Annotated in this window: 17 protein-coding genes and 1 tRNA gene; 15 read left to right on the top strand and 3 right to left on the bottom strand. The window is 71.7% G+C overall.

The features are described 5' to 3' along the window. Positions 1 to 4 precede the first annotated feature (4 nt). On the bottom strand, positions 5 to 799 hold the full coding sequence (locus DEJ13_RS09425; protein ID WP_111106260.1) for an SGNH/GDSL hydrolase family protein: 795 nt from the start codon (positions 797 to 799) through the stop codon (positions 5 to 7). Positions 800 to 822: 23 nt separating this feature from the next. Between DEJ13_RS09425 and DEJ13_RS09420 the strand changes: the two genes are divergently transcribed. The 5 genes from DEJ13_RS09420 (at position 823) to DEJ13_RS09400 (ending at position 6,972) form a co-directional block, all read left to right on the top strand. Then, positions 823 to 2,022, top strand: coding sequence for an acyl-CoA dehydrogenase family protein (locus DEJ13_RS09420; RefSeq protein WP_111106259.1), 1,200 nt, complete (start codon positions 823 to 825; stop codon positions 2,020 to 2,022). Then, positions 2,019 to 3,269, top strand: coding sequence for a DNA polymerase IV (gene dinB, locus DEJ13_RS09415; RefSeq protein ID WP_111106258.1), 1,251 nt, complete (start codon positions 2,019 to 2,021; stop codon positions 3,267 to 3,269). Before DEJ13_RS09420 ends, dinB begins: the two co-directional genes overlap by 4 nt. A gap of 158 nt (positions 3,270 to 3,427) precedes the next feature. Then, positions 3,428 to 5,248 (top strand): DEAD/DEAH box helicase, encoded by a 1,821-nt coding sequence (locus tag DEJ13_RS09410; protein WP_502868731.1) that lies wholly within the window; start codon positions 3,428 to 3,430, stop codon positions 5,246 to 5,248. Between the two features lie 88 nt (positions 5,249 to 5,336). Beyond that, entirely contained in the window at positions 5,337 to 5,537 is a 201-nt protein-coding gene (locus DEJ13_RS09405) for a hypothetical protein (protein ID WP_146245186.1), read from the top strand. Between the two features lie 109 nt (positions 5,538 to 5,646). Beyond that, a complete protein-coding gene (locus tag DEJ13_RS09400; RefSeq protein ID WP_056124467.1) occupies positions 5,647 to 6,972 on the top strand; it encodes an NAD(P)/FAD-dependent oxidoreductase in 1,326 nt (441 codons plus the stop codon). A 225-nt stretch (positions 6,973 to 7,197) separates the two neighbouring features. On the opposite strand, the gene DEJ13_RS09395 is transcribed toward DEJ13_RS09400, so the two are convergent. Beyond that, positions 7,198 to 7,283 (bottom strand) — tRNA-Leu (locus DEJ13_RS09395). Between the two features lie 145 nt (positions 7,284 to 7,428). On the opposite strand from DEJ13_RS09395, the gene DEJ13_RS09390 reads away from it, so the two are divergent. From DEJ13_RS09390 to mshC, 3 genes are all read left to right on the top strand, one after another. Continuing rightward, a complete protein-coding gene (locus DEJ13_RS09390) occupies positions 7,429 to 8,754 on the top strand; it encodes a M20/M25/M40 family metallo-hydrolase (protein ID WP_111106256.1) in 1,326 nt (441 codons plus the stop codon). Between the two features lie 80 nt (positions 8,755 to 8,834). Further along, entirely contained in the window at positions 8,835 to 9,662 is an 828-nt protein-coding gene (locus DEJ13_RS09385; RefSeq protein WP_111106255.1) for an undecaprenyl-diphosphate phosphatase, read from the top strand. Beyond that, positions 9,659 to 10,900 (top strand): cysteine--1-D-myo-inosityl 2-amino-2-deoxy-alpha-D-glucopyranoside ligase, encoded by a 1,242-nt coding sequence (gene mshC / locus DEJ13_RS09380; RefSeq protein WP_111106254.1) that lies wholly within the window; start codon positions 9,659 to 9,661, stop codon positions 10,898 to 10,900. Before DEJ13_RS09385 ends, mshC begins: the two co-directional genes overlap by 4 nt. Positions 10,901 to 11,109: 209 nt before the next feature. Here mshC and DEJ13_RS09375 read toward each other — a convergent pair whose 3' ends face one another. Then, positions 11,110 to 12,042 carry a proteasome assembly chaperone family protein gene (locus DEJ13_RS09375; protein ID WP_056124475.1) on the bottom strand — a complete coding sequence of 311 codons (933 nt, stop codon included), beginning with the start codon at positions 12,040 to 12,042 and terminating at the stop codon, positions 11,110 to 11,112. A gap of 150 nt (positions 12,043 to 12,192) precedes the next feature. On the opposite strand from DEJ13_RS09375, the gene DEJ13_RS09370 reads away from it, so the two are divergent. The 7 genes from DEJ13_RS09370 to DEJ13_RS09340 all read left to right on the top strand — a co-directional run bounded on the left by DEJ13_RS09370 (position 12,193) and on the right by DEJ13_RS09340 (position 20,952). Then, entirely contained in the window at positions 12,193 to 12,987 is a 795-nt protein-coding gene (locus DEJ13_RS09370) for an HAD family hydrolase (RefSeq protein ID WP_258374040.1), read from the top strand. A 26-nt stretch (positions 12,988 to 13,013) separates the two neighbouring features. After that, positions 13,014 to 14,051, top strand: coding sequence for a tRNA (adenine-N1)-methyltransferase (locus DEJ13_RS09365; protein ID WP_111106350.1), 1,038 nt, complete (start codon positions 13,014 to 13,016; stop codon positions 14,049 to 14,051). Between the two features lie 43 nt (positions 14,052 to 14,094). Then, the gene (locus tag DEJ13_RS09360; RefSeq protein ID WP_056124478.1) at positions 14,095 to 15,000 is read left to right on the top strand and encodes an FKBP-type peptidyl-prolyl cis-trans isomerase; all 906 of its coding nucleotides are present in this window, start codon (positions 14,095 to 14,097) and stop codon (positions 14,998 to 15,000) included. 7 nt (positions 15,001 to 15,007) lie between these two features. Further along, a complete protein-coding gene (locus DEJ13_RS09355) occupies positions 15,008 to 16,045 on the top strand; it encodes a helix-turn-helix transcriptional regulator (protein WP_111106252.1) in 1,038 nt (345 codons plus the stop codon). Next, positions 16,038 to 17,009: a helix-turn-helix transcriptional regulator gene (locus tag DEJ13_RS09350; RefSeq protein WP_111106251.1), complete on the top strand. Its 972-nt coding sequence runs from the start codon at positions 16,038 to 16,040 to the stop codon at positions 17,007 to 17,009. Before DEJ13_RS09355 ends, DEJ13_RS09350 begins: the two co-directional genes overlap by 8 nt. A gap of 662 nt (positions 17,010 to 17,671) precedes the next feature. Next, positions 17,672 to 18,424: a twin-arginine translocase subunit TatC gene (gene tatC, locus DEJ13_RS09345; RefSeq protein WP_111106250.1), complete on the top strand. Its 753-nt coding sequence runs from the start codon at positions 17,672 to 17,674 to the stop codon at positions 18,422 to 18,424. Next, on the top strand, positions 18,421 to 20,952 hold the full coding sequence (locus DEJ13_RS09340) for a DEAD/DEAH box helicase (RefSeq protein WP_111106249.1): 2,532 nt from the start codon (positions 18,421 to 18,423) through the stop codon (positions 20,950 to 20,952). The genes tatC and DEJ13_RS09340 overlap by 4 nt, the downstream gene beginning before the upstream one ends. Positions 20,953 to 20,957 lie beyond the last annotated feature (5 nt).

Here is a 20,957-nt window from a genome sequence, read left to right as displayed (position 1 = left end):
TGCCCTACCGGCCGTCGCGCGCCCCGGTGCCGATCTGCTCGAGGTGCGGGCGCTTCGCGGTGATGCCGTCACCGGACGACGTGTGCCTGATCCTGCGGACCACCCACGGCACCAGGTACTCCCTGGCCCAGCCGAGGTCCTCGGCGCGGGCCTCGCGCCACGGGCGGGCGGCCAGGGGTTCGGGCGTCGAGGGCGCCAGTTCGTGGTCGACGCCGAGCGTGTCCAGCACTGCGGCGGCGATTGTGGCGTGTCCGACAGGGGAGTGGTGCAGTCGGTCCGGGGCCCACATCCGCGGGTCCCGCAGCCCGCGGATCGCCCACATGTCGGCGACCATCGCGCCGTGCTTCAGGGCGATGGCGTGCAGGTGCTCGTTGTAGATCGCCGCCTTGCCGCGCACCATCCCGAGCACCGGTGTCATGCCGACGTCCGGCCCGGTGAACAGCACGACGTCGGCACCGTCTCGCCGCAGGTCGGCCATCATCCTGTCGAACCGCGATGCCACCTCGTCCGGGTCGGAGCCGGGTCGGATGATGTCGTTCCCGCCGGCGGACACCGTGATCAGATCGGGGTGCAGCGCGAGCGCGTCCTCGACCTGCTCGTCGATGACCTGCTGCAGCAGCCGACCGCGGACGGCCAGGTTGGCGTAGGCGAAGTCGTCGGTCCGGCTCGCCAGGAACGCAGCGACGCGGTCGGCCCACCCGCGGTTGCCGCCCGGTGCTGTGGGGTCGGGGTCACCGAGTCCCTCGGTGAACGAGTCACCGATCGCGACGTACCTGGACCACGGATGACGATCTGACACCCTCCCGAACGTAGTCTCGTGCCATGACCCAGGCCAACTCCGCGACGAGCACGAAGCGTCGCCCCTGGACGGTTCCCGAGGACCTGCTCGCCCGGATCGCCGAGCGGGCACCCCGGTACGACGCGGAGAACGCGTTCCCGTTCGAGGACCTCGACGAACTCCGCGCGGCGGGGTACCTGCGGATCGGTGTCCCGATCGCGGACGGCGGCAGCGGGCTCGGGCTCCGGGCGACCGCGGCCGTGCAGCGCACGCTCGCCCAGGCCGCGCCGGCGACCGCGCTGGCCCTCGGCATGCACCAGACCTGGGTGCAGGCGGCCCGCAGCGCGTCCGCCCGGGGCGAGTCGTTCCTCCAGTCCGTCACGGACCACGCCGCGGCGGACCGGTTGCTGGCCTTCGGGGTCAGCGAGCCCGGCAACGACCGCGTGCTCTTCGACTCGACGACGACGGCGCAGCCGGACGGCGCGGGCGGTTTCCGGTTCACGGGCACGAAGGTCTCGACGTCGCTTGCACCAGCGTGGGACGTGCTGAGCGTGTTCGGCAAGGACACGTCGGGGTCCGAGCCGCGGCTCGTGCACGGGTTCGCACTGCGCTCGGACGGGGGCATCCGGCACCTGGACGACTGGGACACCCTCGGCATGCGGGCGACGCAGAGCCGGACGACGCTGCTCGAGGGCGTCCACGTCCCCGCAGAGCGCATCGTCCGGTCGCTGCCGGTCGGTCCGACCGCCGATCCGCTCGTGTTCGGGGTCTTCGCCGCGTTCGAGCTGCTCGTGGCATCGGTGTACGTCGGGATCGCGTCGCGCGCCGTCGAGCTCACCGTGCAGTCCGTGCAGCGGCGGCGGTCGATGGACGGCGTGCTGCGGAGTGACGACCCGGACGTGCGTCGCGCGGTCGCGGACATGCGGGGAGCGGTGGACGCCGTGGCGCTGCAGGTCGACGCGCTCGCCCGTGACGTCGACGAGCTCGAGGACCACGGGCGGCGTTGGTTCCCGCTGCTGGTCGGGACGAAGGCCCGCACCGTCGACACCGCGCAGCACGTCGTCGACGAGGCCATGCGGGTCGTGGGCGGCAGCGCCTTCCGCGCCGACGCCGAGCTCGCGCGGCTGGCACGGGACGTCCGGGCGGGGCAGTACCACCCGTCGTCCCGCGACTCGGCGGCACGGACGATCGCGAACGACGCGCTCGGACCGGTGTCGGTGGCCCCTGGCACCATCGCCTCGTGAGCAAGCAGGACGGCAGCAACCGACTTGTTTCTGACCAGCCGGTCGCCGACGTCTCGGCGACGGTGCTGCATGTCGACATGGACGCCTTCTTCGCGTCGGTCGAGCTGCTCGACCGCCCCGACCTGGTCGGACTGCCGGTGATCGTCGGCCACGACTCCGACCGCTCGGTCGTCACCGCTGCCACGTACGAAGCCCGCAGGTACGGCGTGAACTCCGCCATGCCGATGGCCGTCGCCAAGCGGCGCTGCCCGAACGCCGTCATCGTCGAGCCGCACTTCGAGAAGTACCAGGCGAAGTCCCGAGCGGTGATGCAGGTCTTCGACCGATTCACGCCCCGGGTGGAGCGACTCGGCATCGACGAGGCCTTCCTCGACGTCGCCGGGGCCGTCCGGCTGTACGGCACGCCGTGGCAGATCGGACAGGCCATCCGCCGCGCGGTGTTCGAGGAGACCGGCCTGCACTGCTCGGTGGGTGCAGCCTCGACCAAGTTCGTCGCGAAGCTCGCGTCCAGCCGGGCGAAACCGGCAGGGCTGCTCGTCGTGCCGGCGGCCGACACGGTCGCGTTCCTGCACCCGCAGCCGGTGTCCGCGCTCTGGGGCGTCGGGGGCAAGACACAAGAGGTGCTCGAACGACGGGGCATCCGCACCGTCGGCGACCTCGCGACCACACCGCTCGAGTCGCTCGTCCACGCGATCGGTTCGGCGGGCGGACATCGCCTGCACGACCTGTCCTGGGGCCGCGACCCGCGCGTGGTGGACACCGCGGTCGGCGAGAAGTCGATCGGGCACGAGGTCACCTTCGGCACCGACCTGACCGAGCGCGACGCCGTCGCGCGGGAACTCCTCCGTCTGGCCGAGAAGGTCGCGGTGCGCATGCGTCGGGCCGAGGTCCAGGGCCGTACGATCGCGCTCAAGGTCCGGTACACCGACTTCACCACGCTGACCCGGTCCCGCACCCTCGCGGAACCGACCGACGTCGCCCGTCGGATCCACCGTGAAGCCGTCGAGCTCTACGACGTGCTGCACCGACCGGGCAACCGCATCCGGCTCATCGGCGTCCGTGGCGAGAACCTCGTGCCGACCGCCGCCAGCAACGCCCTGTGGGACGACGACGCGCCGTGGCGTGAGACCGAGACCACCGTCGACGCGGTGACCGCCCGGTTCGGCGCCGGCGTGCTGCGTCCGGCATCGCTGGTCCGCGGCACGCCCGAGCAGCGCCCGCCTCACGCCCGGCAGGACATCGGGTGACGGTAGAATCGCCCGAAGTGAGCGCAGCGGAGTACGAACAGCAGCAGACCGCCGCAGCCGACACGGCGGCGGTCGGTCCGGTCGACACCACCGGGAACGCGGCCCGACCGGGCCGGGTGTCCGCCGAGCTGGCGCCGGCCGAGCCGGCACCCGCCGAGCTGGCAACCGCCGAGCTCGCGCCGGCCGAGCTGGCGGAGATCGCGGGCAACGCGGCGGCCGAGCACCTGTCGCCGGCGTTCCCCGACCGTGCGGCATGGGGGACCGCGTCGAAGCTCCGTGCATGGCAGGTCGAAGCGCTGACCAAGTACTTCGAGACCGAGCCCCGTGACTTCCTCGCCGCGGCGACGCCCGGCGCCGGCAAGACCACCTTCGCGCTCCGGCTCGCGACCGAGCTGCTGGCCAGGGGGACGGTCGACCGCCTCGTCGTCGTCGCGCCGACCGAGCACCTGAAGCGCCAGTGGGCCGACGCCGCCGACCGGGTCTCGATCCGCATCGACCCGATGTTCAAGAACGGTGACGGCATGTTCGGCCGGCACTACCAGGGCGTGGCGGTCACCTACGCCCAGGTCGGCATGAACCCCGACGTCCTCAGGCGGATCACCGAGGGCGGCCGCACCCTCGTCGTCCTCGACGAGGTCCACCACGGCGGCGACGCGCTGACCTGGGGCGACGGCATCAGAGAGGCGTTCAACGGCGCCACACGACGGCTCTCGCTGTCGGGCACACCGTTCCGCTCGGACACCGCGCCCATCCCGTTCGTCCAGTACGCCATGGACGAGCAGGGCATCCGCACCTCCGTGTCCGACTACAACTACGGCTACGGCCGAGCCCTCGTCGACGGCGTCGTCCGGCCGGTGCTGTTCATGGCGTACGCCGGGCAGATGCGCTGGAAGACCCGGATGGGCGACGAGATGTCGGCCTCCCTCGGCGAGCAGGTCACGAAGGACATCACCGCCCAGGCCTGGCGCACGGCGCTGTCACCCGAGGGCGAGTGGATGCCGGCGGTCCTCTCCGCCGCCGACACGCGCCTGACCGAGGTGCGCCGCGGGGTCCCCGACGCCGGCGGCCTGGTCATCGCGACCGACGCGTCCACCGCCCGCGCCTACGCCCGGATCCTGCAGCGGATCACGGGGGAGCGGCCGACCGTGGTCCTCTCGGACGAGGCCGCCGCGTCGAGCCGCATCGGCGCCTTCGCCGCCGACACCTCGCGGTGGATGGTCGCGGTGCGGATGGTCTCCGAGGGCGTCGACGTCCCACGGCTGTGCGTCGGGGTCTACGCCACCAGTGCCAGCACGCCGCTGTTCTTCACGCAGGTCATCGGGCGGTTCGTCCGGGCCCGTCGTCGCGGTGAGACCGCGTCGGTGTTCCTGCCGAGCGTGCCGGGGCTGATGGCACTCGCCGCCACGCTCGAGCTCGAACGCGACCACGCGCTCGACCGCCCGAAGGACGCCGACGACGGGATGTACAACCCCGAGGACGCGCTGGTCGCCGAGGCCAACAAGGAAGACCGCGCCTCGGAGAGCCTGCTCGACGTGCAGCCGTTCGAGGCCCTCGACTCGCAGGCCTCGTTCGACCGGGTGCTCTACGACGGTGGCGAGTTCGGCACCGGCGGCGAGATCGGGTCCCTCGAAGAGCTCGACTTCATCGGGATCCCCGGGCTGCTCGAACCCGACCAGGTCCGCGACCTGCTCCGGTCCCGGCAGGCGACCCAGGCGAAACGGTCCAAGGGCCGCGCGGTCAAGGACGGGACCCCCAGGGCGCCCGAGCCCGACCGGCCGATGTACCTGACCATCAAGGAACAGCGCTCCGAACTCCAGCGTCTGGTGTCGATCTGGTCGCGGCACGCGAACGAACCGCACGGGGCCATCCACGCCGAGCTTCGGCGGATCAGCGGGGGACCGGCCGTCGCCCAGGCGAGCATCGAACAGATCCAGAAGCGGATCGACATCCTGCGGTCCCGCATCGGCGGCCGGCGATGACGGTGCCAGTGCCAGTGCCAGCGCCGGTGCCGGTGCCGGTGCCGGTGCCGGTGCCGGTGATGGTGTCGCGCCCGGCGCCGGTGGCAGCGTGATCGTCCCCGTCGACGACCGCACGTGGCACGTCAAGCGCACCGCCGACTCGTCGCCCGAGGCCATCATCGATCGGTTCGGCGGCGGGTACCGCCTGCGGCGCTTCAGCCTGGTCGAGTCCCGACGGACGCCCCACGGGGTCTTCATGGGCGTCGACCTCGCCGAGACCGCGTGGTGGCGGCTGCGCGACGGACGCTGACCCTTCCCACCCTGCAGTTCAGACGACAGGTGTCGTTGATCTGCACCGGATCTGGCAGATGTGCGCGGCGGACATGACGCGCTGAGGGTTGATCGAGTAGACCAGACCCATGGCAGATTCGATCCCTCACGTCCTCGTCCTCGGTGGCGGCTCCGCTGGTTACGCGACCGTCAAGCAGCTGCAGAAGCACGCCGCGACGGTGCCGATGCGCATCACCCTGGTCGACCAGAACACGTACTACACGTACCTGCCGTTCCTGCCCGAGGTGGCCGGCGGCCACATCAACCCGAAGGACGTCACCGTCGAGCTCCGTCGTGCGCTCCGGAAGACGCGCGTCATCCAGGGCAAGGTGACCGGGATCTCGTCGGCAGACAAGACCGTCGCGATCGCCACGGCCGGCGGCGACGACCGCACGCTCGGGTACGACCAGCTCGTGGTCGCCCTCGGCTCGGTCACGCGCACGTTCCCGACCCCCGGTCTCGAGGAGGTCGGCGTCGGCTTCAAGACCGTCGAAGAGGCGGCCTACGTCCGCGCCAAGCTCCTCGACAACATCGCGAAGGCCGCGGCCACGCGTGACGAGGACGAGCGTCGTCGACTGCTCACCAGCATCTTCGTCGGCGGTGGCTACACCGGCGTCGAGGCGATCGGCGAGCTCTTCGACGTCTCGCAGGCCGCGATCAAGACCTACCCGTCGCTCGCCGGCGAGCAGCCCCGCTGGGTCCTCATCGACGCGCTCGACCGCGTCGCGCCCGAGGTCGGCCCGGAGCTGTCGAAGTGGACGCTCGAGTCCCTGCGCGCACGTGGCATCGACGTGCGTCTGAAGACCACCATGCCGAGCTGCGAGGGTGGCGTCGTCAAGCTCTCCGACGGCGACGAGTTCGCCACCGGGCTGCTCGTGTGGACCGCCGGCGTGAAGCCGAACCCGCTGCTCGACGCGTCCGACCTGCCGCGCGGACCGAAGGGGCACCTCGCGGCCAACGCGAAGCTCCAGGTCGAGGCCGAGGACACCCACGAGGTCGTCGCCGGCGTCTGGGGCCTCGGCGACGTCGCGCAGGTCCCCGACCTGACCGCCGAGAAGCAGCCGGCCTTCTACCCGCCGAACGCGCAGAACGCCGTCCGCCAGGCCGTCGTGGCCGCGGACAACGTGGTCGCGACGATCACGGGCAAGCCCCTCGAGGAGTACCGCCACGTCTCCGTGGGCACGGTCGCCTCGTACGGCGTGGCCAAGGGTGCCGCCAACATCAAGGGCATCAAGATGACGAACCTGTTCGCGTGGCTCGCGCACCGCTCGTACCACGTGTACGCGATGCCGACGCTCAACCGCAAGGCGCGCATCGTCATCGGCTGGATCACCGGCGCGGTCTCCGGCCGCGACGCGACCTCGCTGATCAAGGAGACCGACCCGCGTCGCTCCTTCGTCGACGCGGCGAAGTAGGCACCACCGCGCAGACGGACGGGAGGCCCGGTGCCAGCTGGCACCGGGCCTCCCGTCCGTCATGTGGTCGCGTCCTGTGCCGGTGGTGCGACACCGTCGATGTCGTACGACGTCGGGGATGTCGCGCGGTCGGCGGATCGGCCGCATCCACTGTTCGAATCCGGGCGCGCAAAAACGAATGGCCCACCCGAAGGTGAGCCATTCGCCGCGTGTCTCAACACTGCGTGTCCGAAGGGGGACTTGAACCCCCACGCCCTAATACGGGCACTAGCACCTCAAGCTAGCGCGTCTACCAATTCCGCCATCCGGACAGATGTTCTTCAGTTGTGGGCTGGAACAACGGGTTTCCCCGGCGTTGCTGCCGGAGAAGACCTTAGCACGGGACTGAACGGTGGTTGAACACGGGCGGACATCCCGGGCGCGTCCGGCGTCACGGGTGCCCGGTAGCGTTGCAGCATGACGACGGACCCCGGACTCGAGCCGACCACGACCGACCTCGAAGCCACCGCGGCCATCGCGCGCGACCTCATCCGGATCGACACGAGCAACTGGGGGAACGGCCGGTCCTCGGGAGAGACCGAGGCCGCGCACTACGTCGAAGCGAAGCTCCGCGGACTCGGTCTTACCCCGCAGCTGTTCGAGTCCGAACCCGACCGGGTCAGCGTCGTCGCGCGTGTCCCCGGACGGAACCCCGACAAGCCCGCGCTGGTGGTGCACGGCCACCTCGACGTGGTCCCCGCCGACCCGGCGAACTGGAGCGTCGACCCCTTCGGCGGTGACGTCCGCGACGGCATGCTCTGGGGCCGCGGCGCCGTCGACATGAAGAACATGGACGCGATGATGCTGACGGCACTGGGCGACGTCATCGCCGCGCAGGGCGCCCCGGACCGGGACCTCGTCATCGCGTACTTCGCCGACGAGGAAGCCGGGGGCGTCCTCGGCTCCCACCACGTCGTCGAGCAGCATCCCGAGGTCTTCGCGGGCGCGACGGCGGCCATCAGCGAGGTCGGCGGGTACTCCATCACGCTCGGTGATCGTCGCGCCTACCTGCTGCAGACCGGCGAGAAGGCGCTGCTGTGGCTCAAGCTCGTCGCGACGGGGACCGCGGCGCACGGCTCGCACGTCATCCGCGACAACGCCGTGACGAAGCTCGCCGCGGCCGTGGCCCGCATCGGCAGCGAGGAGTGGCCGGTCCGCCTGTCGGCCACGACCGACGCGATGGTGACCGAGGTCGCCAGGTTCCTCGGCGTGGACCCCGCGGTCACCGGCCCGGACGAGATCGCGCTTGCCACGGGCTCGGCGTCACGCTTCATCCACGCCGCGCTGCACACCACGTCGAACCCCACGGTGCTGCAGGCCGGGTACAAGCACAACGTCATCCCCGACGCGGCCGAGGCCCTGATCGACGTCCGCTGCCTGCCGGGGGACGAGGAGACGGTCCTCGCCCGGGTGCGCGAACTCGCCGGGCCGGACGTCCAGGTCATCACGTCCTTCCGCGACGTCGGGCTCGAGCAGGACTTCGGCGGGCCGCTCGTCGACGCCGTGCGGGACGTGCTCGGCCGGCACGACCCGGGTGCGCCGGTGCTGCCGTACCTGCTGTCGGGCGGGACGGACAACAAGGCGCTGTCGACCCTGGGCATCGCGGGCTACGGGTTCGTCCCGCTCCAGCTGCCCGCCGGGATCGACTTCCCCGCGATGTTCCACGGTGTCGACGAGCGGGTGCCGCTGGACTCCCTGGCCTTCGGTCGGCGTGTGCTCGGCGACCTGCTCGGGTCGTACTGAGAGACTTGCTGGTCGCCGGGGCGACCTCCGACCCGGCCACGACAGACACGACCGAGCCCCGCTCCGGAAAGGCCGCGCCAGTGCACATCCTCGAGGCGATCTTCCTCGGCTTCGTGCAGGGACTCACCGAGTTCCTGCCCGTCTCCTCCAGCGCCCACCTGCGCATCGTCGGCCTCTTCCTGCCCGATGCGCAGGACCCGGGCGCCGCGTTCACCGCCGTGACGCAGCTCGGTACCGAGACGGCCGTGCTGATCTACTTCTGGCGCGACATCACGCGCATCGTCCGGCGGTGGTTCGGAGCGCTGTCGGGCAAGGTGCCGCGGAACGACCCGGACGTGCGGCTGGGCTGGCTCGTGATCCTCGGCACGATCCCGATCGGCGTCGTCGGACTCCTGCTGCAGGACACGATCGAGACCACGTTCCGGTCGCTGTGGATCGTCGCGGTCGTCCTGATCGTGTTCGGCGTGGTCCTCGGCGTGCTGGACCGTGTCGGCCGCAAGGAACGGCGCATCGAGCACATGACGTTCGGCGGGGGGATCCTGATCGGTCTGGCGCAGGTGCTGGCGCTGGTCCCCGGCGTCTCGCGGTCCGGCGCCACGGTGTCCATGGGGCTCGCGCTCGGCTACACCCGCGAAGCGGCGGCACGGTTCGCGTTCCTGCTCGCCGTCCCGGCGGTGTTCCTGTCCGGGCTGTACGAAGCCGCGACCAGCCTCGGCGACACCGGAGCGCCGTTCGGCGTCGTCGACACGCTCGTCGCGACGGTCGTGGCCTTCGGCGTCGGCTTCGTCGTGATCGCCGCGTTCATGAACTACATCAGCAAGCGCAGTTTCATGCCCTTCGTGTACTACCGAGTTGCACTCGGTATCGTTCTCCTCGTGCTCTTGTCGCTCCAGGTGATCCAGCCGTGAGGGCCTGGCAGGCCCCGTCCGTCCCCGAGGTCCCCGGCTCCGGTCCACGACCCGTCGTCCACGACACCTCGACCGGCAAGCCGGTCGACCCCACCCACGGCGAGGCCCGCGCCGCCCTGTACGTGTGCGGGATCACCCCGTACGACGCCACACACCTCGGCCACGCCGCGACCTACCTGGCGTTCGACACGCTCGGCCGTGCCTGGCGCGACGCCGGTCTCGACGTCGAGTACGCCCAGAACACGACCGACGTCGACGACCCCCTGCTCGAACGGGCCGCGCGGGACGGCGTGGACTGGCGCGACCTCGCAGCCTCGCAGATCGACCTGTTCCGCCGCGACATGGAGGCCCTGCGCATCCTGCCCCCGGACGACTACGTCGCCGTCACGGACGAGGTCGAGCGGATCGCCGAAGCGGTGGCCTTCCTGCAGGAGACCGGCTCCGCCTACGCCGTGCCGACACCGGACAGCGAGGGCGACGACCTCTACTTCGACGTCAACCGCCCGACCGAGTCCTGGTCGCTCGGCGACGAGAGCCGCATGGACCGCGAGACGATGCTCGCCCTGTCGGCGGAGCGCGGCGGCGACCCCGACCGCCCGGGCAAGCGTGACCCGTTGGACCCCCTGCTCTGGCGCGCGGCCCGGGCGGGCGAGCCGAGCTGGGAGAGCGCGGTCGGCGTGGGACGTCCCGGATGGCACATCGAGTGCAGCGTGATCGCCGGTGACCGGCTCGGCCTGCCGATCAGCGTGCAGGGCGGGGGCAGCGACCTGGTCTTCCCGCACCACGAGATGAGTGCGGGGCACGCGGCGGCCCTCGCGCACCAGCCGCTCGCGCACGCCTACGTGCACACCGGGATGATCGCCTACCAGGGCGAGAAGATCTCGAAGTCGCTCGGCAACCTGGTGACGGTGCGCGGGCTGCTCGACGACGGAGCGGACCCGCGGGCGATCCGCCTCGCCCTGCTGTCGCACCGGTACTCGGACGACTGGGAGTGGTTCGACGCCGAACTCGCCAGCGCGACACGCCGACTGGCGACCTGGGACGCGTGGGTGGGCGGCGGGGCCGGACACGCCGACGACGCTGACGACGTCGTCGCCCGGTTGCGAGCCCGGGTCGCGGACGACCTCGACACGCCCGGGGCCGTCGCGGCGGTCGACACGGCGGTTGCCGGCGGCACCCGCTCCACGCCGGAGCTCGTCGACGTCGTCGACGCACTGCTCGGCATCCGCATCGGCTGACGCGCGCGCGTCCTCCCGCGCCGGCAGCGGTCTGGTGGCCGTCGGGCGTCCAGGTTCCGGAACCCCGGCGTCTCGACGCGCGCGATCGGCCATCTCCGGAACCCGGACGCACCTGAGCGGCGAGTTCCGACACATCGAGCCGACCACACGACGGACCGGAGGCCCGGTGCCAGCTGGCACCGGGCCTCCCGTCCGTCCGTCGGTCGCCGCTACTGCGGTGGCTGCGGGGGCCGCCACGGACCCTCGCCGGCCTGACCGCCACCGTCCTTGCCGTCCTTGCGCTCCCGGCGCCGCAGGTACTGCTCGAACTCCTGGGCGATCGCGTCGCCCGACGCCTCGGGGGAGTCGACGGTGTCGCGTGCCTGCTCGAGCTGCCCGATGTACGACGCCATGTCCTCGTCGTCGGCGGCGAGGGCGTCGATGCCCTCCTCCCACTCGGTGGCGTCGTCGAGCAGGGTGCCGCGGGGGACGGTCACGTCGGTCAGTTCCTCGATCTTGTCGAGCAGCGACAGGGTGGCCTTGGGCGACGGCGCGTTGTGCACGTAGTGCGGCACCGAGGCCCAGAGCGACAGGGTGGTGAGGCCGGCCTTGTCCATCGTGTCGGACAGCACGCCGAGGATGCCCGTCGGGCCCTCGTACGAGGACTTGTCGACGTCGAAGGCCTGGCGCACCGAGGCGTTCTCGCTCGACACGAACACCGAGATCGGACGGGTGTGCGGGACGTCGGCGAGCATCGCGCCGACGAAGACGACCGCGTCGATCGCGTGGACGTCGGCGAGGTCGATGACCTCGGCGCAGAACGCACGCCAAGTGCGGGACGGCTCGGGACCGACCAGGACGAACACGTCGCGCTCCGCGGGTTCCCCGGTGGCACTGATCACGGGACGGCCGACCTGGCCGGGTCCGTGCAGCACGATGCGGGGCCACTGGATGCCGCGCACGCCGTCGTCGTCACTGCCGACGTTCGGTCGGTTGAACTGGTAGTCGACGTACTGCTCCCCGTCGATCTCACGCAGCTCGTCGAGGCCGAGCGCGTCGACGATCCGTCGAGCGAGGCCGCTGGCGGCTTCCCCGGCGTCGTTCCAGCCCTCGAACGCGACGACGAGGAGCCGGCCGTCCTGGAAGGGGGAGTGCTGTGGCACGGAGCGGACCTCCTGGAGGTGGAGTGGGGCACCGCGAGGCGCCCGACACGATCAGGCATCCACTGTAGGCCCCCGGGGCGACGCCGCCCGCGTCCCGGTCGGCTCCGGACCAGGCGCGACGCGGGCCGCACGCCGGTAGACTCGTCGCCCGTGACCGCGCATCCTCCCGCCCTCGTCCACCCCGCAGCCGTGCTGTGGGACATGGACGGCACGATCATCGACACCGAACCGATCTGGCAGCAGTCCCAAGTGGAGCTGACGAGCCGGTACGGGGCCGAGTGGACCCACGAGGACGGTCTGTCCCTGGTGGGCAGCGGCCTCGAGCGGTCGGGGGAGATCCTGCGCGACCGAGGCGTCGACATGGAGGTCGAAGAGATCGTCCAGTGGATGACCTCGTACGTCATGGAGCGCATGGCGCACGACGACCTGCCGTGGCGTCCGGGGGCCCGTGAGCTCATCGAGGAGCTCCACGCCCGCGGCATCCCGACGGCGCTGGTCACGATGTCCCGCCGGAACATGGCCCTGGTCGCCGCGGACGCCCTGGCGGACCACCCGTTCCGGGTCGTCGTCGCCGGAGACGACGTCGAGCACCCGAAGCCCCACCCCGAGGCCTACCTGAGCGCCGCCGCCCAGCTCGGGGTCGACGCCACCGCGTGCGTCGCGATCGAGGACTCCGCGACCGGCGTCGCCGCTGCCGTCGCCTCCGGTGCGGTGACGATCGCCGTCGAGCACATCGTCCCGCTGCCCGAGACCGCCGGGGACGTCTACCTGACGTCGCTCGCCGGGGTGGACGTCGACCGCCTCGTGGCGCTGACCTCGCCGGCCCTGGCAGCACGTGCCGGCGGGTCCGGTGGTCCCGCGCGCTCCGGTCCGTCTCCGGTCCCGACAGGAGGCCCGTCCGCGGTCGACCCGTCGGCCTCCGTCGCGGACGGGGCCGCGCAGTGAACGCCGAGCTGCCCGACACGACCGGCCTGACGCACACGGCCGGCGGCGCGCCGCACACCCCGCCCCGCGGTCCGTTCCGGGCCGGTGACCGGGTCCAGCTCACCGGACCGAAGGGCAAGCTCACGACGCTCTCGCTCGAGCCGGGCGTGATCTACCACACGCACCGCGGCATGCTCGCGCACGACGACGTCATCGGGCAGCCCGACGGGTCCGTGATCACCGCGAGCTCGGGCGACGAGTACCTCGCCCTCCGGCCGCTGCTCAACGACTACGTCATGTCGATGCCCCGCGGTGCCGCGATCGTCTACCCGAAGGACGCGGCCCAGATCGTCGCCTTCGCGGACGTCTTCCCCGGCGCACGCGTGGTCGAGGCCGGCGTCGGCTCCGGCGCGCTGTCGCTGTGGCTGCTCCGGGCGATCGGTCCGACCGGGCGGCTGCAGTCGTTCGAACGCCGCGACGAGTTCGCCGAGATCGCCCGGGGCAACGTGGGCACGTTCCTCGGTGCCGTCCCGGACAACTGGAGCGTGACCGTCGGCGACCTCGTCGAGGAGCTCCCAGGGGCCACCGAGCCGCAGAGCGTCGACCGTGTCGTGCTCGACATGCTCGCGCCGTGGGAGTGCGTCGACGCTGCTGCCGACGCCCTCGTGCCCGGCGGCCTGATCGTCTGCTACGTCGCCACCGTCACGCAGCTCTCGCGGACGGCCGAGGCGCTCCGCGACACCGGACGCTTCACCGACCCGCAGTCGAGCGAGACGCTCGTGCGCACCTGGCACGTCGAGGGCCTCGCCGTCCGTCCGGACCACCGCATGGTGGGACACACCGGCTTCCTGGTGACCGCGCGGCGCCTGGCTGACGGGGTGGTGCTCCCGAACCTCAAGCGCCGTGCCGGCAAGGCGGAGTTCGCCGACGAGGACGTCGAGGCATGGACGCCCGGGGCCGTCGGTGAGCGGTCGGCGAGCGACAAGAAGCTCCGCAAGGTGGCACGGCAGGCCGCGGCACAGGCCCGCAAGGTCGCCGCCGCCGAGGCTGTGGACACGACCGGGACGCCCGGTGCGGACCGGTAGGCTACGTCCGTCGCTCGTCCTGCACCGAACGGAAAGAGGGTCCGTGCGCACCATCCCCGCACTCCTGGTCACCATCGCCCTGGCGGCGTCGCTGACCGCATGCGCGTCGAACGGCGCCGGGTCCACCCCGTCGAGCTGCAACACCCCCGGGGCTGCGTCCGAGGCGGTCACCGTGAAGGGCGCCTTCGGCAAGGAGCCGACCGTCACGGTCCCGTCGGGCGTCACCACCAAGGGCACGCAGGTCTCCGTGGTGCGCACGGGCGACGGCCGGCAGATCGAGGACGGCACCCCCGTCCTGATCGAGTACACGCTGGTCGACGGTGCCACCGGCAAGGTCGCACAGACGAGCGGGTACGCCGGCCAGGTCGCGCCGATCACCGCGGGCTCGACGAACGCCGGCGCCCTCGGCAAGGCGCTCGAGTGCGCCCACGTGGGCGACCGCCTGGCCGTCGCGCTGCCGCAGAGCGCCCTGAGCAGCGGTGCCACCGCGAGCAAGAAGACCGAGGACGCGGTCATCGCGGTCATCGACGTCAAGCGGGCCTTCGACGCCCGTGCCACCGGCACCCCGCAGCTCGCGGGTGATGGCATGCCCGCCGTCGTCCTCGCCCCGGACGGCGCCCCGGGCATCACCGTGCCGTCCACGGCCGCGCCCTCGGGTGACGAGACCCACCTGCTGCGCAAGGGCTCCGGCTCGACGCTCACCGCGAAGGACACCGCCGTCGTCAAGTACACGGCCGTCACGTGGGGTGCCGACTCGACGGTGGCCGGCTCGAGCTGGACCGACGGCACCGGCGCACAGACCATCCCGCTGGCCAAGGGCCAGATCGCCGAGGGCGTCCGCAGCGCCCTCCTGGGCAGGCACGTCGGCGACCAGGTGCTCGCGATCGTGCACCAGCAGGGCGCCGCGTACGCGTACGTCATCGACGTGCTCGGATCCGTCAAGTCCTAGGACCGCCGTGCCAGCCACCCGTGTGCCCCGCGTACCGGCGGAAGAGCGCCTGTTCAGCCTCGTGCTCGCGCTGCTGTCGACCGAAGCCGGCCTGACCAAGTCCGAGATCCTCGCCAACGTGCAGGGCTACCGGCAGCGCTTCGCCACCGGCGGGGACAACGCCTCGCTCGAGCGCCAGTTCGAGCGCGACAAGGACGACGTCCGCGACCTCGGGATCCCGCTCGAGACCATCGAGACGCCCGGGGCCGCTGGGAACAACCAGACCCTGCGGTACCGGATCCCGAAGGGCGAGTACGACCTGCCCCTCGACGTCCGCTTCACCCCCGACGAATCAGCACTCCTGTCCCTCGCCGCCATGGCCTGGCGCGAGGGTGCCCTGTCCTCCGACTCGCGACGGGCGCTGCTCAAGGTCCGGGCGGCCGGCGACGACGAGGCGGCAGCCGGGTCCATCGGCACCGCGGCCTACGCCCCGCGCCTGCGCGCGCGCGACGCCGCCTTCGAGCCCCTCCGGTCCGCGCTCGACCGGGCCGCCGCGGTGCGCTTCGACTACATCACCCCCGGCGAGCACCAGGCACGCCGTCGCGAGCTCGAGCCGCTCGCGCTGGTCCAGCACGGCGGCCGGTGGATGCTCGCCGCGCACGAGCCCGCCACCGGTGGTGACAAGAACTACCTGCTCTCGCGCATCGTCGGACCCGTGTCGCAGTTCGGCGCGGGGCAGCACCCGGCTCCCGCCGGCGCCGGCGAGCGCACCCTCGCCGAACTCGACCGCATCTGGGCCGAGCGCACCGCCACGATCACCGTCGTGCCCGGGTCCGACGCGGAACGTCGGCTCGGGCGTCGGCGCGACACCACCGTGCGCGAACCGGGAGTCCTGCTGGTGCACTACGTCGACCCGCAGATCCTGGCCGAGGAACTCGCCGCCTTCGGGCCAGAGGTCAGCGTGCTCGAACCGGCCGACATGCGCGAGCGCGTGACCGCCCGTCTGCGTGGGCTGGTCGCCGACCACGGTGGGCCCGACATGGGTGACGAGGTGCCACGTGGCTGAGACCCAACCCCTGCAGGCGCAGGACAAGCTCGCGTTCCTGCTCGCCCTCGTGCCGTACCTGATCGACCGCGAGCGCGTGTCGGTGGCCGAGGCAGCGCGCCACTTCGGCGTACCAGAGGCCCGCATCCGCCGTGCCGTCGAGCTCATCGCCGTCTCGGGGATCCCGGGCGAGACCATGCAGTACCAGCACGGCGACCTGTTCGACATCGCCTGGGACGACCTCGAGCAGAACGACATGATCGTGCTGACCAACCTGGTGGCGATCGACGACTCCCCGCGGCTCTCCGCCCGCGAGGCCTCCGCACTCATCGCCGGGCTCCAGTACCTGTCTGCGCTGCCCGAGGCCGCGGACCGCGACGCCATCCGCGCCCTCATGGCCAAGCTCTCGCGGGGCGCCGGAGGTGCCGCCGCCAACGTCGCCGTCAGCCAGGAACTCCACGACGCGACCCTGACGACCATCCGCCAGGCGATGTCGGACTGCCGCGGTCTCGTGTTCGACTACGCCGGACCCCGCACGCGGGGCAGCACCCGTCGGGTGGACGCGCTGCGCGTCGAGTCGATCGACACGGCCTGGTACCTGCGCGCGTGGGACCTCGACCGCGACGCACTGCGCACGTTCCGCCTCGACCGGATGTCCGCCGTGCGGGTGGACGACCGCCCGGTGACCCGGTCGATCGACGACGTCGACATGCCCGACACCCTGTTCCAGCAGTCGGCCACGGACGTCATCGTCACGGTCGAGCTCGACGCGTCGTCGCTGCCCCTGGTGGCGGACTTCCTCGCCGACACCGCCGACGCGCCCGACGGCGGCGGTCGGGTCCGCGTCCGGCTGGCCGCTTCGGCCGGGTTCGACGGCGTGGTGCGGTTGGTCGCCGGTCTGCCTGGCCGGGCCGTCGTGATCGACCCGCCCGCTGCGCGGGAGGCGGTCCGCGTGTTCGCCGAGTCCGCGCTGCGCGGCCACTGACGCCACCGCGCGAGGTCGCGCAACGCGCCGCTTGCGTCCGCCGAGATCGCACGACGTGTCGCTTGGGGGCGCGCCAACCGACGGTTCCCGCGATCTCGACGCGGTCGGCACGGCGTGTCGTGCGACCGCAACGCGGCCCACACGGCGCGGCCAGCACACTGGACGCGACCGTGCGCCGGACGGGAGGACCGTGGCGGGCTCGCACCGGGCCTCCCGCCCGACTCGGGCCAGGCGAGAGCGTCGCCGCGCCGCGGTCGCGCGACGCGCCGCCCGCGGCTGCCGAGGTCGCGCGACTTGCCGCCCGCGGCTGACGCGGTCGCGCGACTTGCCGCCCGCGGCTGACGCGGTCGCGCGACTTGCCGCCCGCGGCTGCCGCGGTCGCGCGACTTGCCGCCCGCGGCTGCCGCGGTCGCGCGACCTGCCGCCCCGCGGCCCTGCGAGCGACGGTTCCCGCGACGTCGGCGACGTCCGCGCGGCATGCCCTGCAACGGCCGGCCCGGACACGGCGTCCCGCACCCGATCGTCGACTGCCATCGGCTGTGCGTTCTCGGCACGGCCGCGGACTGTCGGTCCCGCTGCCGTAGGATCGGGACATGGCTTCGACGACCGCGAGCGGGCGAGAGAAGCGGCAGGGTCGCCGTCCCAAGGAACCCGAAGGCCGCATGTCCCTCGGGCAGCACCTCATCGAGCTGCGGAACCGGCTCTTCAAGGCGGTCCTCGCGGTCCTGGTGGGCGCGGTGGGCGGCTGGTTCCTCACCCCGTTCGTCCTCGACTCGCTGCGGGCCCCGGTGGCCGAGCTGGCGAAGGTGGGCGGACACACCGCCGAACTGAACTTCCCGATGATCACCGGCGCGTTCGACCTGAAGCTGCAGATCGCGATCACGATCGGCATCGTCATCGCCAGTCCGGTGTGGCTCTACCAGATCTGGGCGTTCATCGTCCCGGCCCTGGTCCGCCGCGAGAAGCAGTACGTCTGGGGCTTCCTCGGCACCGCCATCCCGCTGTTCTTCCTCGGGTGCGCCTTCGGCTGGTACGTGCTGCCGCACATCGTCGGGATCCTCGGCAGCTTCGTGTCGAGTCAGGACACGTCCATCGTCGACGCCAAGGCGTACTACGACTTCACGATCAAGCTCATCGTGGCGGTCGGCATCGCCTTCGTGCTGCCGGTGTTCCTGGTGCTGCTGAACTTCGTCGGCGTGCTGACGGCGGCGGCGATCATCAAGTCCTGGCGCGTCGCCATCCTCTGCATCCTCGTGTTCTGCGCGATCGTCACCCCGAGCGCCGACGTCATCTCGATGTTCCTGCTCGCCGTGCCCATGACCGTGCTGTACGTCGCCGCGTGCTGCATCACCTGGGTCCACGACCGACGCCTCGCGAAGCGACAGGCCAAGCTCGACGCCGAGTACGGCCTGTGACCGACACGAGCCTCAGCGCTGCCGAACGGTTCCAGGCGGCGCGCATCCGCAACCGGTCGCGCAACCTCGAGCTGTTCCGCACCGACCTGCGCTTCGACCTCGACCCGTTCCAGTTCGCGGCGTGTGACTCCCTCGACCAGGGCCGGAGCGTGCTCGTCGCCGCCCCGACCGGCGCCGGCAAGACGATCGTCGCCGAGTTCGCGATCTGGCTGGCCATGCGGCAGCCCACGGCGAAGGTGTTCTACACGACGCCGATGAAGGCGCTGAGCAACCAGAAGTACGCCGAGCTCGTCCAGGTCTACGGCGAGACCGAGGTCGGCCTGCTCACGGGTGACACGAACGTCAACCCGCGGGCCCGCGTCGTCGTGATGACGACCGAGGTCCTGCGCAACATGATCTACGCCGACTCCGACCTGCTCGACGACCTGGCGTGGGTGGTCCTCGACGAGGTGCACTACCTGGCTGACCGGTTTCGCGGCGCCGTGTGGGAAGAAGTCATCCTGCACCTGCCGACCGAGGTCCGCCTGGTGTCCCTGTCCGCGACGGTGTCGAACGCCGAGGAGTTCGGCGACTGGCTGCAGACCGTGCGCGGCGAGACCGACGTCATCGTCTCCGAGGACCGGCCCGTCCCGCTCGAGCAGCACGTGCTGGTCGGCAACAAGATGGTCGACCTGTTCGACTCCTCCGGCGCGGCGGCCACGAACCGCGTGAACCCGGAGCTGCTCCGACTGGTCGGTGGCGGCTCGCGGAACGACTCCCGCGGCGGACACCGCGGACGCCGCGGGCACGGCGGCTACGTCGACCGCCGTGGTCCGCGCACCGAGAAGGCCCACCGCGAGCACATCGCGCACATGCTCGACGAGCGGATGCTGCTCCCCGCGATCTTCTTCGTGTTCAGCCGCAACGGGTGCGACCAGGGCGTCCGACAGGTCGTCCGGTCCGGACTGTCGCTGACCACGCGCGACGAGCGCAACGAGATCCGTGAGACCGCGGAGTACCACTGCCGCACCCTGCTCGACGAGGACCTGGCGGTGCTCGGGTACTGGGAGTGGCTCGAAGGACTCGAACGCGGTGTCGCAGCACACCACGCCGGCATGCTCCCCGCGTTCAAAGAGGTGGTCGAGGACCTCTTCCAGCGCAAGCTGCTCAAGGTCGTGTTCGCCACCGAGACCCTGGCGCTCGGCGTCAACATGCCCGCCCGCACGGTCGTGCTCGAGAAGCTCGAGAAGTTCAACGGCGAGGCCCGCGTCCCGATCACCCCGGGGGAGTACACGCAGCTGACCGGCCGTGCCGGACGCCGCGGCATCGACGTCGAGGGCCACTCGGTGATCCAGTGGTCCGACGGGCTCGAACCGCAGGCTGTCGCGTCGCTCGCCAGCCGCCGGACGTACCCGCTCAACTCGTCGTTCAAGCCGACGTACAACATGGCCGTCAACCTGATCGAGCAGTTCGGGCGCCAGCGCACACGAGAGGTCCTCGAGACCTCGTTCGCGCAGTTCCAGGCGGACCGCTCCGTGGTCGACCTGGCACGCAAGGTCCGCTCGCAGCAGGAGTCGCTCGACGGCTACCAGAAGTCGATGCAGTGCCACCTCGGCGACTTCACCGAGTACGCGGCACTCCGCCGGCAGCTGTCCGACCTCGAGCGCACGAACGTCCCCGGTGGCCGCGAGGCATCGCACGGCGCCCGCGCCGAACGGCAGGCCGCGATCACCGAGGTCCGTCGGGCACTGCAGCGCCACCCGTGCCACGCCTGCCCTGACCGCGAGGCCCACGCCCGCTGGGCCGAGCGCTGGTACAAGCTCAAGCGCGTCAACGACAAGCTCCTGCAGCAGATCCGGTCGCGCACCGGTGCCGTCGCGACCACGTTCGACCGGGTCACCGACGTGCTCCTGCAGCTCGGCTACCTCGTGCCGTCCGACAGCGGGACGACCGACAGCGGGACGACCGGCACGGGGACGACCGGCACCGAGCCGTCCGGCCTCGTCCCGACCGCCGCGACCGCCCGTGGTGACGGCGAGTTGACCGTCGCCGCCGGCGGACGTCGTCTGCAGCGCATCTACGGTGAACGTGACCTGCTCGTCGCCGAGTGCCTCGAGGCCGGCGTCTGGAAGGAACTGACCCCCGGACAGCTCGCCGCGATGGCGGCCACGATCGTGTACCAGCCCCGACGCGAGGACGCCCCCGGCACCGAGCACGCCCTGCCACGCGGTGCGTTCCGGCCCGCGCTCGACGAGACCCTGACCATCTGGTCCCGCCTGGACGACATCGAGCGCGACGCCCGCCTGGCGGGATCACAGCCGCCGACGCCCGCGATCGCCCTCGGGATGTTCCGGTGGGCGTCCGGGTCGGCGCTCGACGACGTCCTCCGGTCGCTCGACCTGGCGGCCGGTGACTTCGTCCGGTGGTCCAAGCAGGTCATCGACCTGCTCGACCAGATCAAGAACGCGGGTGACCCCGACCTCGCCGACACCGCCCGTCGTGCGACGGACGCGGTGCGCCGCGGCATCGTCGCGTACGCGACGGTCTGACGGGA

The organism is Curtobacterium sp. MCLR17_007 (assembly GCF_003234655.2).
In the GTDB taxonomy this organism is placed as follows: domain Bacteria; phylum Actinomycetota; class Actinomycetes; order Actinomycetales; family Microbacteriaceae; genus Curtobacterium.
This window is presented reverse-complemented; position numbering and strand designations above follow the sequence as displayed.